At 63.8% G+C, this 13,005-nt stretch carries 15 protein-coding genes; 5 read left to right on the forward strand and 10 right to left on the reverse strand.

Annotated features, from left to right (window positions below; genetic code table 11):
* Positions 1–4: 4 nt before the first annotated feature.
* The gene (locus tag NK214_RS06990) at positions 5–1,339 is read right to left on the reverse strand and encodes a DUF3422 family protein (protein WP_253314101.1); all 1,335 of its coding nucleotides are present in this window, start codon (positions 1,337–1,339) and stop codon (positions 5–7) included.
* A gap of 361 nt (positions 1,340–1,700) precedes the next feature.
* On the reverse strand, positions 1,701–3,158 hold the full coding sequence (locus NK214_RS06995) for an NCS1 family nucleobase:cation symporter-1 (RefSeq protein ID WP_253314102.1): 1,458 nt from the start codon (positions 3,156–3,158) through the stop codon (positions 1,701–1,703).
* 313 nt (positions 3,159–3,471) lie between these two features.
* Between NK214_RS06995 and NK214_RS07000 the strand changes: the two genes are divergently transcribed.
* Together NK214_RS07000 and NK214_RS07005 are read left to right on the forward strand one after the other, a co-directional pair.
* On the forward strand, positions 3,472–4,206 hold the full coding sequence (locus tag NK214_RS07000; protein ID WP_253314103.1) for an FCD domain-containing protein: 735 nt from the start codon (positions 3,472–3,474) through the stop codon (positions 4,204–4,206).
* A gap of 26 nt (positions 4,207–4,232) precedes the next feature.
* The gene (locus tag NK214_RS07005) at positions 4,233–4,964 is read left to right on the forward strand and encodes an aspartate/glutamate racemase family protein (RefSeq protein WP_253314104.1); all 732 of its coding nucleotides are present in this window, start codon (positions 4,233–4,235) and stop codon (positions 4,962–4,964) included.
* A 61-nt stretch (positions 4,965–5,025) separates the two neighbouring features.
* Here NK214_RS07005 and NK214_RS07010 read toward each other — a convergent pair whose 3' ends face one another.
* From NK214_RS07010 to NK214_RS07020, 3 genes are all read right to left on the reverse strand, one after another.
* On the reverse strand, positions 5,026–5,778 hold the full coding sequence (locus NK214_RS07010; RefSeq protein WP_253314105.1) for a hypothetical protein: 753 nt from the start codon (positions 5,776–5,778) through the stop codon (positions 5,026–5,028).
* 14 nt (positions 5,779–5,792) lie between these two features.
* The gene (locus NK214_RS07015; RefSeq protein WP_235089461.1) at positions 5,793–6,155 is read right to left on the reverse strand and encodes a 5-carboxymethyl-2-hydroxymuconate Delta-isomerase; all 363 of its coding nucleotides are present in this window, start codon (positions 6,153–6,155) and stop codon (positions 5,793–5,795) included.
* Between the two features lie 155 nt (positions 6,156–6,310).
* Positions 6,311–6,529, reverse strand: a complete 219-nt coding sequence (locus NK214_RS07020) for a hypothetical protein (protein WP_107800286.1) — start codon at positions 6,527–6,529, stop codon at positions 6,311–6,313.
* 314 nt (positions 6,530–6,843) lie between these two features.
* Between NK214_RS07020 and NK214_RS07025 the strand changes: the two genes are divergently transcribed.
* Genes NK214_RS07025 through NK214_RS07035 form a run of 3 tightly spaced genes read left to right on the forward strand, consistent with a single transcriptional unit; the run spans position 6,844 to position 8,970 of the window.
* Positions 6,844–7,503 (forward strand): helix-turn-helix domain-containing protein, encoded by a 660-nt coding sequence (locus NK214_RS07025; RefSeq protein WP_107800285.1) that lies wholly within the window; start codon positions 6,844–6,846, stop codon positions 7,501–7,503.
* Positions 7,504–7,507: 4 nt separating this feature from the next.
* Complete coding sequence (locus NK214_RS07030) at positions 7,508–8,227, forward strand: VUT family protein (RefSeq protein WP_199225913.1); 720 nt, start codon at positions 7,508–7,510, stop codon at positions 8,225–8,227.
* A complete protein-coding gene (locus NK214_RS07035) occupies positions 8,224–8,970 on the forward strand; it encodes a metallophosphoesterase (RefSeq protein ID WP_107800284.1) in 747 nt (248 codons plus the stop codon). The genes NK214_RS07030 and NK214_RS07035 overlap by 4 nt, the downstream gene beginning before the upstream one ends.
* Positions 8,971–9,022: 52 nt before the next feature.
* Here the strand turns inward: NK214_RS07035 and NK214_RS07040 are convergent, their stop codons facing one another.
* The 5 genes from NK214_RS07040 to NK214_RS07060 form a co-directional block, all read right to left on the reverse strand.
* Positions 9,023–9,565 carry a hypothetical protein gene (locus tag NK214_RS07040; protein WP_253314106.1) on the reverse strand — a complete coding sequence of 181 codons (543 nt, stop codon included), beginning with the start codon at positions 9,563–9,565 and terminating at the stop codon, positions 9,023–9,025.
* Between the two features lie 91 nt (positions 9,566–9,656).
* Positions 9,657–10,568: a GyrI-like domain-containing protein gene (locus NK214_RS07045; protein WP_253314107.1), complete on the reverse strand. Its 912-nt coding sequence runs from the start codon at positions 10,566–10,568 to the stop codon at positions 9,657–9,659.
* Positions 10,569–10,647: 79 nt separating this feature from the next.
* The gene (locus NK214_RS07050) at positions 10,648–11,157 is read right to left on the reverse strand and encodes a GNAT family N-acetyltransferase (RefSeq protein WP_107800281.1); all 510 of its coding nucleotides are present in this window, start codon (positions 11,155–11,157) and stop codon (positions 10,648–10,650) included.
* Between the two features lies 1 nt (position 11,158).
* A complete protein-coding gene (locus NK214_RS07055; protein ID WP_253314108.1) occupies positions 11,159–11,722 on the reverse strand; it encodes a putative glycolipid-binding domain-containing protein in 564 nt (187 codons plus the stop codon).
* An 85-nt stretch (positions 11,723–11,807) separates the two neighbouring features.
* The gene (locus tag NK214_RS07060; protein ID WP_253314109.1) at positions 11,808–12,998 is read right to left on the reverse strand and encodes an MFS transporter; all 1,191 of its coding nucleotides are present in this window, start codon (positions 12,996–12,998) and stop codon (positions 11,808–11,810) included.
* Between the last annotated feature and the right edge of the window lie 7 nt (positions 12,999–13,005).

Below are 13,005 nucleotides of genomic sequence, written 5' to 3' on the forward strand. Positions count from 1 at the left end.
GGTTTCAGCCGCTCGGCGCGCCGGACGCCTCGCCGTGGCGCCGCAGCGCGGAGCGCGTGCGGCGCAGGCCCAGGGCGATGGCCAGCGCCAGCAGCGGCACCGCGGCGGCGGTGGCCAGCTCCACGTTGAGCGGCAGGCCGGCGGCCTTGGCGCCTTTGAGCAGATAGCCGATCAGGCCGGCGCTGTAATAGGTGATGGCGGCGATGGACAGCCCTTCCACGGTTTGCTGCAGGTGCAGCTGCATGGCGGCGCGGCGCTCCATCGAGGTGAGCAGCGCTTGGTTCTGCCGTTCGCGGCGGATGTCCACGCGGGTGCGCAGCAACGCGGTGGCGCGGTTGACCCGCGCAGCCAGCTCGCGCTGGCGCGCGGCCACGGCGCGGCAGGTGTCCATGGCCGGCGCCAGGCGGCGTTGCATGAATTGCTGGAAGGGCTGCAGGCCGTGAATCCGGCGTTCGCGCAGCTCGGCGACGCGGCTGCGGACAATGTCGTAATAGGCGAGGGAGGCGTTGAAGCGGTGATCGGTGCGGGACAGCGCGTTTTCCGTCGCGCCCGCGAGCTCGGTCAAACGGTGCAGCAGCTGGGGCTCGCTGTCGGCGCCGGCGCCGCTCATGGCGCCGGTGAGCTCGGCCAGTTCCTCGTCCGCCTTGGCCAGCTCCGGGGCGATGCTCTTGGCCACCGGCAGCGCCAACAGGGCCAGCATGCGGTAGGTTTCCAGCTCCAGCAGGCGCTGCAACATGCGGCCGGCCTGGCGGCGGCCCATATAGAGGTCCGCCAGCAGATAGCGGGAGAAGCCGTCCGGGTGGATGCGGAAATCGGTGTAGGCGCGGCCGGCGCCGTCGCCTATCTCCGCGCCCGCCAGATCGTGGCCGTTGAAGCACTGAGCGGCCAGATCCTCGATGCGCAGCGGCAGCGCGCCGGGCGGCAACAGCGCGGCGTGGGCGGCCACCAGCACATTGCCGGGCAGCAGCGGCAGCCAGGCCGCCGGCAGCGCTTGCAGCGCGGGTTGGGCGAAGGGGCTGGTTTCCGCGCCGTGGGCGAGGATGGTGAAGCTGGAAAATTCCCCGTGCCGCTCCCAGCGCACGCGGCCAAACGCGGCGTCCAGCTGAAACTGGCCGGTCCCGACGTCGGGCGCCGGCTGTCCCAGTTGCAGCGCCAGTTCCCGGCATAACCAGTTTTCCTGTTCGCGGCTGATGTGGCGGTGCAGATAGGCCAGATAGCTGACGCGGTTGTCGGAGGCGATCTGCAGCGCGGGCCTGGCGTGGGCTTCGCGGTTGAGTTGCCGGCGTTGCGGATGTTCGTTGAGGCGGAGGCGGGGCGGATCGGAGAGTTCGGCGGTCATGGCGGGCTCCGGTTGCGGGCGGGCAGTCTTCAGCATAAAGCGTTTTATGTTGCAATGCAGCATATTTTGACGCCGGATTGTTTCGCCATGAATAAAGGGCGGCCGCGGCCGCCCTTGAGTTTTGTTCTCGGACTTTAGATCCGCGTTTTGCCCACCTTGCCTTGGGTTGATCACCGTTCAGCTTAGACCCGCTCACAAAACCCCCTGATCCTGCGATGCGCCCCCTTGTCGTACGACGGGCACTGTAGCTTCGCGGAAACGTCGTGTTAGCTGCGCTGCTACAAGGTCGTCTGCGTCGGCGCGCTGGGGCTCGGCTTATCCACGAGGTTTTGTTCGCGGCTCTGAATCGGGCGCTGGCCTGCTAGGGCTGGCTGGCGACGGCGTCCGGCGCAACCAGGGCAAGCGTCTTGCCGTGCCGCCTCATCAGCAGGTAGTAAGTCGATAAGCCCAGCCCGCAGCCGATGAACCAATTGAAGTTGGCAAGCGTTTCCCATGAGCTGAAGGTAATGATCAGGCCAATGAGTACGGAAGGGGCCAAGGCGTAAAGGGCTTTGGGGTTGACGCCGTTTTGATACCAGTAACGGCCTCCGGGCTGATTGCTGTAGAGGTCGTCGACGTGGATGACGCGATGACGGATGAGGTAGAAATCGGCAATCAGGATGCCGAACAAGGGACCGATAAAAGCGGCCAGCACGTCCAGCGTATAGTGGATGACCTGAGGGGAGTTGAACAGATTCCAGGGCGTGATGAAAATCGAGGCGAAAGCCGCGATGAAACCGCCGGTCCGCCAACTGATGTGCTTGGGGGCGACATTGGAAAAGTCGAAAGCCGCGGAAACGAAATTGGCCACGATGTTGATGCCGATCGTGGCGGTGACGAAAGTGAAGCCTCCCAGCACGGCGGCCAGCGTATTGTCGATCTTGCTGACGGTTTCGATGGGGTCGGTAATCATGCGGCCGAATACGGTCAGGGTTCCGGAGGTGATGACCACGGTGACGATGGAAAAGGCCAGGAAGTTGACCGGCAGGCCCCAGAAATTGCCGCGTTTGACCTCTTTGAACGTTTTGCCGTAACGGGAAAAGTCGCCAAAGTTGAGCATGGGGCCGGAAAAATAGGAGACCACCAGGGCGGTGGCGATCGCCATCTGACCCAGGGCGAGGAGGCCCTGATGGCTGGTTGCACTCAGCGTGGGGCTGATATTGGCGGGGCCCGCCCGCCAGACGACCCACGCCGCGAGCAGCAGCATGACGGCGTATACCGCGGGGCCGGCCCAATCGATGAATTTTCGGATGGACTCCATGCCATGCCAGAACACGATGGCCTGCAGCGTCCACATGATCATGAATCCCAGCCAGCCAAGGTAGGACAAGCCCAGCAGACTGCCGTGGGCAAGAACTGCGAGCTGAGGGAAGAAGCGCAGCAGTATGATGTTGAGCGCGCTGGAAGCCAGGAAGGTCTGGATGCCATACCATGCCACGGCGATCAGCCCGCGGATGACGGCGGGCACGTTTGCGCCGTATACGCCGAAAGACATGCGACAGACCACGGGGTAAGGGATGCCGGCTTGCTGGCTGGGTTTGGCCACCAGGTTGCAGAATAGGTTGACCAGGCAGATGCCGATCAGCAGGGAGAGCAGAACCTGCCAGACATTGAGGCCTAGAGCGAACAGGCTGCCGGCAAACACATAGCCTCCAACGCTATGCACGTCCGACATCCAGAAGGCGAAGATGTTGTACCAGTTCCAGTTCTGCTGCTTGAGAGGTCCGAGATCTTCGTTGTATAGCCGGTCGCTATAGCGGGCGGGGTGTTGCTCTGACATAGGGTGACTCCTGGTGGGGGTGAGTCGCTCCTTTTTTGTCTACGATTTTTTTATTTTCGTATACAAAATAAAGGATGATTTACTAGGATTTTGCAAGGCTCCATGGCTGTCCATGGCCTAACAAAACATCTCTGCAGCAAACCACATGCCAATCCGCTGATTTTAATGATTTTTTCTTATTGAACACTGATGGCGCATTGTATTTTGCGTTTTTTGTTGTGTACAATATTATTGTGGATTGTGAACAATTTTTGTTGTTTTGATGGTCGGCGTCGTTTTGCGCCGCGGATGGGACAGGGAAAGGGAGGGGAGGGTGTCGGAGCGCAGCAAGGAGGAGGACGCGGCTTTGGACGAGGTCGGCGCCAAGGATGCGTTGGTCTACGAGCATTTGCTGACGGCCATTTACGAGGCGCAGTTGCCGCCGGGCACTAAATTGCCGGAGGATGCGCTGGCGGAGGCGTTTGGCGTCAGTCGCGCAGGGGTGCGCAAGGCCTTGCAGCGTCTGTCGATTGCGAGGCTGGTTGATTTGCGTCCGAATAGAGGGGCTTCGGTGGCGGAGCCGACGGTGCAGGAGTCGCGTGATGTTTTCGCCGCCAGAAGGTTGATCGAGTGCGGCGCTTTGCCGCTGGCCATGGCCAATTTGCGCAAGGAAGATCTGTCCGCGCTGGCGGACGCGCTGCGGCAAGAGTGCAAGGCCCAGCACGAGCAGAACCGGTCGGCGGCCATTACGTGGTCCGGCGCCTTTCATCTGCGGCTATTGTCCATCGCCGGGAATCAATTATTGACCGATATCCTGCATGAATTGATTGTGCGCAGCTCTTTGATCATTGCCCGCTACGGCGCGCCGATTGCCGGTTCATGCCGCCATGCCGATCATCAGCAGATTCTAGAACTGATGGAGAACGGACAGGCGGATGAGGCGGTGGAATGGATGCGGCGTCACCTCGACGCCGTGGAGGGCAACTGTCGGTTTGAGGAAGAGAGCGCCGGCGGGCCGGATTTGAAGGCGGTGTTGCACGGTATCGCCAAGCGGCGCAGCGGCCGATAAATGGCGTTTGCGCATGGAGCGTGCTCATGAAGATTTGCGTGATTAATCCTAATACGACCGCGGATATGACCGAGCGTATCCGTTTGGCGGCGGTGCGGGCGGCCAGGCCTGACACTTTGATCGTGGCCAGGAATCCAGAGGATGGACCGGTGTCGATCGAGTCGCATTTCGACGAGGCGGTCAGTGTGATCGGGGTGTGCGAGGAGATCAGGGAGGGCACGCGGCAAGGCTACGACGCTTACGTGCTGGCTTGTTTTGGCGACCCCGGCTTGAACGCGGCGCGGGAACTGGCGCGCGCTCCGGTGGTGGGGATCGCGCAGGCCGCTTTTCAGATGGCGTCCTTGATCGCCACGCGTTTTTCGGTGGTCACCACATTGGGCCGAACGTGCGTGATCGCCGAGCATTTATTGCATAGCTACGGCTATGCCCATCTTTGCCGGCGGGTGCGCGCCGCCGAGGTGCCGGTGCTGGATCTGGAGCGAGAGCCCGATATCGCTTACCGGCTCATCGTCGAGGAGGCGCGCAGGGCCCGAGACGAGGATGGCGTCGGCGCCATTGTGCTGGGGTGCGCCGGGATGGCGGATCTGGCTCCCCGTATCGGAGATGCGATCGGCCTGCCGGTTGTGGAAGGGGTGGGCGCGGCGGTGGCGTTGGCGGAGTCGCTCGTCGCCCTGGGTCTGCGGACCAGCAAGACGGGCGACCTGGCTTTCCCTCCGCCAAAGCATTTTTCCGGGCGCTTCGCCGCTTTTTCGCCATAGCGCGCGGGCTCCAATGAAAACAGGGCGGCTTTGGCCGCCCTGTTGGTTTGGCGCGCCGGTTTCAGTCCGGCAGGTTCAGCGCCGCCGCGCCCTTGGCGTCGAACCAGGCCACGCCGCTGCCCAGCATCGCCTGGCCGTTGCGCACGAACAGATTGTGCGCCATCGCCTGCTTCAGCTGTTCCAGATAGGCGGGAGTGAAAATGGCGCTCCACTCGCTTTGCAGCTGGTGGGCATTGGCGATCTGGCGGCTGCCGCCCTTGTGGTTGATCCAGAGCGGAAAGTGCACGTAGCGGCTGGCCTGCTGGGCTTCGCCGGCCAAAGCGGCGCGCTGGAAGCCTTGGACTTTGGCTTCGAAGGCGGCGTCGCTTTCTTCGGTGACGTCCTGATACCAGCGGCCTTCGGAGGCCGGCGCCATGTCGCCCATGGTCAGCGCCACCGGCAGGGTCTTGGTCTTCAGCGTCCAGTCGCCGTCCAGGCCCACGCTGTTGTCGAAGCTCAGCGGCTGGCCGTCGGCGCTGCCGTTGCCTTTGAAGCGCAGCTTGAACACGCCGCCGCCCGGTTCGCTGAGTTGCAGGATCTCGCCTTGCAGCTTGCCGCGCAGCGGGATGTCCTTCAGATAGCGGCCGTAGAAGTAGTGGCCGCCGCTGAAGGTTTTGCCGTCCTTCACCAGCAGGCTCATGCCTATGCGTTCCTGTCCCAGCGTGCCTTCCAGATTGACGCGGTCGATGTCGTCGGCGGCGTGGGCGGCGCCGGCCAGGCCGGCGAGCAGGGCGGCGGCCATCAGGCCGCGGGATGCGAGTTTGAGCGCGGTCATGGGATGTTTCTCCGTTAACGGGCGATGAGGCGTTTGCGGTAGCTGGCGCGGTCTATTTCCTGGATTTCCACGCACAATTGCACTTCCATGCCCGGCGGCAGCGCCGCGCTGTCGGCCAGCGCCTGCAGGCTCAGTTCGGACAGACGCTGTTTTTCCTCGGGGCTGCGCCCGCTGAGTATGGCCAGTTTGGCGTGGACGAAGCCGCGCGGCAGATCGTGGACGCCGATGCGGCAGGCGTCCAGCGCCACGGCGCGGCTCTTGATGTCGGCTTCTTCGAAGTGGCCGCTGGCCAGCAGCGCGCGGTTGATGTCCAGCAGCGCGTCCGCGGCGGCGAAGCCGGCCAGATTGCCGCTGTACTCCAGTGTCAGATGGGGCATGTGTGAGCCTGTGGTGTTGCGCCGCCTTCCGTGTGCGCCGGGAGGGCGATGGAATGGTTGCGCGGCGGTCGATACGCCATTGTATTGCAACGGCTCAGTGTACCCAAGCCCGGGACGGGAGAACAGGGGCGCAGCCGGCGGCGCGCCCGGCGCGATCAGGGCTTTTTCGCGGTCCGGATCAGGCTTTGGATGTCTTCGGGCTGGATGATCTCGTGTTCCAGGCTGCGGCTGATCAGCTCCAGCAAATAGGTTTTCTTGAATACCGGGGAGCCTTCCCATTCGCTGCCCGGCTGTCCAAGCACGCTGGACTGGGTAATGATGGCGGGTTCGCCGTCAATCACGTCCAGCGCGAATTCATCTTCTGAAATTCTCATTTAAGCGCTTTCCTCTGCATTGCGTCGTGGCGGGCTTTTGCGTCGCGTTGATTGTTCTTATTAATATTTTTCTTCTTTTAAATTTATGGTTCGCGAGTATCTTGCGCCTGCCCCGAATGATATAGTGTTGCAAAATTATTATATTGTCTTTTTGTTTAAAAGAGTAGTGACGGAATTACAAAAGATAGTCTGATAAAAACAATATCGTTTGATGCTTGCGCCGGGTTTGGCGCTTGCGTTTAAAATGGGCGTGCATGTTTGGACGTGAAATTAAAAATGGAATCGAAACGGATTCGACTTGCATGGAGGGCTGAATGAGCAGGGCGGTGTGGAAAGAAGAGGCCGAGAATGGCGCTTTGTTGAGCAAGGCGTCGAAAAACCTGACGTGTCTGATGGGGCGCGCCGGCGTCGACGCCGCGCAATTAAGCGAGGCGATAGGCCTGGGCGTGGCGACGATCAACAATATCAAGCGCGGCGTGGGCAATCCCACCTTGCTGACCTTGATGGAGCTGGCCCGGTTTTTCGATGTCAGGCTCAGCGATTTCGTGGAGAGCGATCTGGGACGCGAGGCCGGCGACAGCCCCGCGGCCATGGCGGTGCCCTTGATCAAATTCACCGAACTGACCCTGTTTTTTGACGGAATGATTATCGAGCCGGAACGGTATTTTGTGGATGCCGCCGGTTTCGACGCCGCGGACGCGTTTGCGGTGTTGTTGAACAATGATTCGCTGTTTCCCGGTTTTTCCCAGGGCAGCGTTTTCATCGTGGCCCGGCAGGAGCGCCCGGCGGACGGCGATGTGGTCTTGGTCAGCATGGCCGGCCAGCAGCCTTGTTTCCGGCGGGTGTTCATCGACGGCGAGCATTGTCTGTTTTCAAGCATTTCCTTGATGCACGATTTGCAGCCTTTGGTGTGCCGGGATTTCAAGGTGCTTGGCGTGGCGGTCAAGGCGATTAAGACTTTTAGCGCAGGATGAAGGTGTGGAACAGTTCAGAGTTTACGGATTGATTGTGGGTTTGTCGGTGACCATCATGGTGGTCTGCGATTCGCTGGTGTACAAGACGCTGGATATTTACGGCTTGAAGATCACCGCCAGCGGCATCGTGTTTTCGCTTTGCTATCTATTGTCCACGGTGTCCACCGAGGTGTACGGCTATAAGCTGGGCGGACGCACGGTGTGGATTCTGGTGGCGTGCCAGACCTTTTTCGTTCTGATCATCAATGGCTTCGCCTTGCTGCAGCCGGATAATAACGAGATTTCCAAGCAGTACTACCTCTTGTTCAACGAATTTTGGCGGGTGATGGTGGGCACCTGGATCTCGGTGCCGGCCTCTTATTTTTGCAATGGCTTCGTCGTGTCGCGGATGAAGGTCTTTTTCGCCGGCCGCTTCTTTTTCATCCGCTATGTGATCGCGTCCATGCTGGCCCAGGCGGTGCTGTTGACCACGGCCTATCCCATCAGCCTGTCGTCGCGCTATAGCGGGCAGGAACTGCTCAACATCATCGCCACCACCTGGTCTTACAAGGTGTTCGTTTCCATCGCCTTGCTGCCGGTGGGCTATTACCTGGTGGGGGTGGTGAAGCGGATAGAAAAGACCGATTACTTTGACTGGAACGTGTCCTACAACCCCCTGGCGGTGTTCAAGGAGGACGGCGAAGACGTCAAGAGAAACAAATACGCGATGGAGGAAGGACGATGAGGGCCGCGCAGATATCCGACACGCATCTGTTCGCCGAGGCCGGCGGCCAGTTGATGGGCTACGACACTTACCGCGAGTTCGACCGGGTGCTGAGCCAGCTGGAGCGGCGGCATGCGGCGGAGCTGGACGCCGTTCTGGTCACCGGGGACATTTCTCAGGATGAGAGCGCGGCTTCCTATGAGCGCTTCGCGCAGCGGCTGGAAAGAACGGGCCTGCCGGTGTACTGGCTGGCCGGCAATCACGACGCCGCGTCCTTGGCGGCCGAGGTGCTGGGCCGCTACCCTTTCATGCGGCCGCTGGAGCGCCTGGAAACGGCGGACTGGCTGTTGCTGGCGCTGGATTCGGTGCGGCCGGGCACGGACGACGGCCATATCGACGAGCGCGCCGCCGCCGCCTTCCGGCAACGGCTGGCCGGGGCGGATGCCGCCGGCAAGCGCTGCGCCGTGCTGTTGCATCATCATCCGGCGGCGGTGGGCACGCCGCTATTGGACAGCTGCATGCTGCAGGACACGGAGCGGTTTTGGGAATTGATGGCGGAGACGCCGCGTTTGCAAGTGCTGTTGTGCGGCCACGCGCATGGGGATTACCGGCTGGAGGCGCGCGGCGTGGCGCTGGAAGTCTGTCCGGCCAGCTGTTTTCAGTGGCGCAAGGGCACGGCGGCGCTGGACACCGTGGACGCGCGCGGCTACAAGCTGCTGGAGTTCGACGCGGCCGGCTTCCGCAGCCAGACCGTGATGATTTAGCGCCTGTTTTCAACGCGGTATCGCCGACGCGCAGCAGCCTATGAACAGGCTCTTAGCGCGGCCGGGCCCGCCGGAGCGCCAGCACCTTGCCCGAGCCGTCCACCGCCGGCGTGTCCTGGCGGCGGGCTTCCGCCGCCGCGCGGCTGATGTGGCCGGAGACGGCGCGGCCTTTTTGAAAACCGGTGGCGTAGGCGATCTTGCAGACTTCCTGCGGGGCCAGGTCGGCGAAATAATCGATGTTTCGACAGATGCTTTCGCCGGAAAAGGTTTCGCTATTGCCGTGCAGATGAATCCGGTATTGATTGCCGCGCAGTTCTTCCTCCACCTTGCAGCGCTTTTCTTCTTCTTTCCTATGGTTTTCCAATAGCGCGATTTTTATCAGGTCTCGCGGCCGGATGGCGGACAGGAGCTGATTGCTGGCCAGGATGTCCGCGTGGGACAGCTTGACGAAGTCGTGGCTGCCGTAAAGCTTGAACAGGTAGAGATATTCCTTGGAGTTCTTCTTGAGCATTCTGTCGCACAATACCAATTGGTAGGGCGGATTGAATACGCTGATGATCCATTTTTTTATTCGAGTCAGAAAACGAGCGCGCATCGTGCATTACCCCTGCATTTAACGCGCTCTAGTTTACCCAAAGCCGACAAAAGGCGCTTGAGGGAATGTTTTTGGAATATCCTGATCCTTATTATTTTAACGGCGCGGCGGATCCGATTTTCGGCGCAGGCGTTTGCAGCGGCAGAAACAAATCGCAGACGGCTTCGTTTTCCGCCACGTCCGGATAGAAACGCACGCGCTGGAGAAACAGCGGGTCATCGCGCGGGGTTTCGCCGCTGGCGGGCAGCCATTCCGCGTACAGGCGGCGCGCGAGGGCGGCCAGCGCGTCGTCGGAGCCGATGTGGCGCAGCCGGGCGCAGCGTCCGGCGGGAATCAGCGCGGCGCGCACCCCTTGGCGGTTGGCGGCGATGTCGCCGTCGAAAGCGGCGCAGAGGCCGAAGCGGTAGTCCGCCGCCGCGCAGTCGTCCGGATCGGCGTACAGCAGGTTGTAGGTGGCGGCGGCGCTGGGCGGCAGGCGGTGTTCCCGCCGCCAGGCGATGAAGTCGCGCAGGCTGTCTCCCAAGAGCGCGGGGTCGCCGCGGTGTTCCAGCAGGGCGATCGGGGTGGCGGGGAAGTCGACGATGTCGACGGCGAGCGGGATTTGGCGGGATGGCATGGAACGGCTCCTCAGTTGGGATAGGGCGTGGAAGTGCTGATGCCAAGGCCGCCAGCGCGGCCGCCGCCTAAAGGCGGACGGCGTCTGGCCCGTCGCCTGCCGGAAAGCGCGGGCAAAGGCCTCCGGGCTGCGGTAGCCGCTGTCCAGCGCGATGTCCAGCACGGCGCAGCGGCGGAAGGCCAGCCGTTCTCCGGCGCGGCGCAGCCGGCAGAGCCGCACGTATTGATGCAGGCTGAGGCCGAAGCGGGCGCGGAACAGGCGGTGGAAATGGAAGCGCGAGCAGGCGGTCACCCGGCTGAGCCGTTCCAGGCTCAGGTCGGCGTCCAGATGGGCGTCGATATAGGCCAGCGCCTTGTCCAGGCGCGGGCTGGCGGTGTCGTGCTGCATGCTTTCCTCCTTGGCGCCGCCAGTCTAGCGCGGCCGCGCCGCCGCGCGCCTGACCGATCTTGCGGTGTTGTCGGACACCTTAAAGCAGCGGTTTCTGCATCGCCACGCGCCGCCTGAGGCCGTGCTCGGCCTCGGCGCGCAACAGGGCCAGCAGGAAGGGGGGGCTGTCGGCGGGGTCTAGGGTCAGGAAACCGCGTTTGTGGTAGTAGGGCGCGTTCCAGGCCGGGTGTTCGAAGGTGGTCAGCGTCAGCCGGCGCAGGCCCAGCCGGCGCGCGGCGGTTTCCGCGTGCGCGATCAGCGCCGAGCCCAGGCCCCGGCCCTGATGCTTGGGGCAGACGTCCATTTCCTGCAGGTGCAGGCTGTCGTCGTGGCGGCGCGCCAACAGGAAGCCGTGGACGCCGTCGGCGTCGGCCGCCGCCCACAGGAGGCCGGCCGCGCAGGCGGCGGCCAGTTCGTCGCGGGGCAGCGTGTCGCCGGCCAGCGCCGGCGGCAGGTCTTGCGGGTCGAAGCGGGCGGCGGCGGCGCGTTCGATTTCGGCCAGCCGGGCAAAGTCTGCCGGCGCGGCCGGACGGATGCGCGGGGCGTTCATGTCAGCGCGCCTCCCGCCACAGGCCCTGGTAGTCGCGCGGCAGGCCGTCCGGGGTGAGGCTGAGTTCGGCCTGGAACGCGCCTTGTCGCGATTCGTAGCGGTAGCCGATCTCGGACAGGCGGGTGTAGCGCTGCGGCAGCGGCGCCAGGGTCAGCGCCGGGAATTGCAGCCAGGCGGCGTTCAGTTCCAGCGCCGCGCCGATCTCAAGCCGGCCGCGGCGGATGGGCAGCAGATTGGTGGCCGGGGTGAAGGCCAGGTCGATGTCGACGCAGCCTTGCACTTGCGGCTGTTCCGCGCCGTTGAGCCGCCAGCGGCCTTCGGCGTCGGTTTCCAGCCGCAGGGCGATGGCTTCCGCGCCGCGGTAGCCGTTCACCCCGACGCGACGGGTGCTCCAGTCCGGCGCGCAGTCCACCTGGTAATGCAGCAGGCAGTTGACGCCGTCTTCGACGAAGACGGCGCAGCCCTTGAGGCGCGGGCCTTGCTCGCTCTGTTCAAGCGCCGCGTAGTCGTGGCCGGAGGCGTCCAGCCGTTGCCAGACGATGGAGGAGACGAAGGTGTGGGACATGCGGCGGCCTTGCTGTTTTTATGATGGCGTATTTCACCGCATTGTCCTGTTGCTTGTCTATGGCGGGCATTGCCCGATCCGGTGTTTATGCGGCCTGGCCGGCCAGCCGCCGTTCCCGGCTATGCCACAGCAAGGTGGCCGCCAGCGCCAGCGCGGCCAAGGCGCCGCCGGCGACGAAGGTGCTGGCGCTGCCGTGGCGGTCCCACATCCAGCCGGCCAGCACGCTGGCCAGCAGCAGGCACAGGCCGCTGACCAGATTGAACAGGCCGAAGGCGGTGCCCTTCATGTCGGCCGGCGTTTCCTCCGCCACCAGCGTGGCCAGCAGGCCCTGGGTGAAGCCCAGGTGCAGCCCCCACAGGGCGATGCCGGCCAGCGTGACGGTGACGGAACCGGACAGCGCCAGCGTGACGTCGGCCAGGATCAGGATCAGCAGGCCTGTCGCCAGCAGCGCGCTCTTGCTGCAGCGGTCGGCCAGCACGCCCACCGGGTAGGCGGTGAGCGCGAAGACCAGGCTCATCACCACCATCACCAGCGGCAGCCAGCTCAGCGGCAGGCCGTGGCGCTGCGCCAGCAGCACCAGAAAGGCCTCGCTGAAGCGGGCCAGGGTGAACAGCGCGCCGATGGCGACGATCCACCAGTAGCGGCCGGAAAAGCGGCGCAGCAGCGCCAGGCGCAGCGGCGAGCGGAAGGGCTTGCGTTCGCCGCCGTCCGGCTCGCGCACGCCGGCCGCCAGCAGCAGCACCGCCAGCAAGGCCGGCAGGCAGGCCCACCACAGCACTTGCTGGATGTCGTCCGCCAGCCAGAACATCAGCGCGATGCCCAGCAGCGGGCCGGCGAAGGCGCCGACGGTGTCCATGGACTGGCGCAGGCCGAAACAGGCGCCGCGGATGGCCGGCGGCGAGACTTCGGCCACCAGCGCGTCGCGCGGCGCGCCGCGTATGCCCTTGCCCACGCGGTCCATCAGCCGCGCGGCCAGCACGGTTTCGGCGCTGTGAGCCAGCGGGAACAGCGGCTTGCTCAGCGCCGCCAGGCCGTAGCCCAGCAGGAGCAGGCCTTTGCGGCGGCCCCAGTAGTCGCTGATGGCGCCGGAGAATACGCGCAGGATCAGCGCGGTGGCCTGGGCCAGGCCTTCGATGACGCCCAGGGTCAGCGCGCTGACGCCCAGGGTGGAGACCAGGAACACCGGCAGCAGCGCGTGGATGATCTCGGAGGACATGTCCATGCACAGGCTGACCAGGCCCAGGGCCCAGATGGTGGCGGGGATGCGGGGCTGCATGCGGGAG

Source organism: Chromobacterium sp. S0633 (assembly GCF_024158805.1).
Classification (GTDB): Bacteria; Pseudomonadota; Gammaproteobacteria; order Burkholderiales; family Chromobacteriaceae; genus Chromobacterium.

Excerpts from the sequence above, each read along its gene's own strand:
- NK214_RS07060 (WP_253314109.1), bottom strand. The coding sequence starts at position 12,998 with ATGCAGCCCCGCATCCCCGCCACCATCTGGGCCCTGGGCCTGGTCAGC.
- NK214_RS07035 (WP_107800284.1), top strand. The coding sequence starts at position 8,224 with ATGAGGGCCGCGCAGATATCCGACACGCATCTGTTCGCCGAGGCCGGC.
- NK214_RS06990 (WP_253314101.1), bottom strand. The coding sequence starts at position 1,339 with ATGACCGCCGAACTCTCCGATCCGCCCCGCCTCCGCCTCAACGAACAT.
- NK214_RS07050 (WP_107800281.1), bottom strand. The coding sequence starts at position 11,157 with ATGAACGCCCCGCGCATCCGTCCGGCCGCGCCGGCAGACTTTGCCCGG.
- NK214_RS07045 (WP_253314107.1), bottom strand. The coding sequence starts at position 10,568 with ATGCAGCACGACACCGCCAGCCCGCGCCTGGACAAGGCGCTGGCCTAT.
- NK214_RS07025 (WP_107800285.1), top strand. The coding sequence starts at position 6,844 with ATGAGCAGGGCGGTGTGGAAAGAAGAGGCCGAGAATGGCGCTTTGTTG.
- NK214_RS07040 (WP_253314106.1), bottom strand. The coding sequence starts at position 9,565 with ATGCGCGCTCGTTTTCTGACTCGAATAAAAAAATGGATCATCAGCGTA.
- NK214_RS07015 (WP_235089461.1), bottom strand. The coding sequence starts at position 6,155 with ATGCCCCATCTGACACTGGAGTACAGCGGCAATCTGGCCGGCTTCGCC.
- NK214_RS07005 (WP_253314104.1), top strand. The coding sequence starts at position 4,233 with ATGAAGATTTGCGTGATTAATCCTAATACGACCGCGGATATGACCGAG.
- NK214_RS07055 (WP_253314108.1), bottom strand. The coding sequence starts at position 11,722 with ATGTCCCACACCTTCGTCTCCTCCATCGTCTGGCAACGGCTGGACGCC.
- NK214_RS07010 (WP_253314105.1), bottom strand. The coding sequence starts at position 5,778 with ATGACCGCGCTCAAACTCGCATCCCGCGGCCTGATGGCCGCCGCCCTG.
- NK214_RS07020 (WP_107800286.1), bottom strand. The coding sequence starts at position 6,529 with ATGAGAATTTCAGAAGATGAATTCGCGCTGGACGTGATTGACGGCGAA.
- NK214_RS06995 (WP_253314102.1), bottom strand. The coding sequence starts at position 3,158 with ATGTCAGAGCAACACCCCGCCCGCTATAGCGACCGGCTATACAACGAA.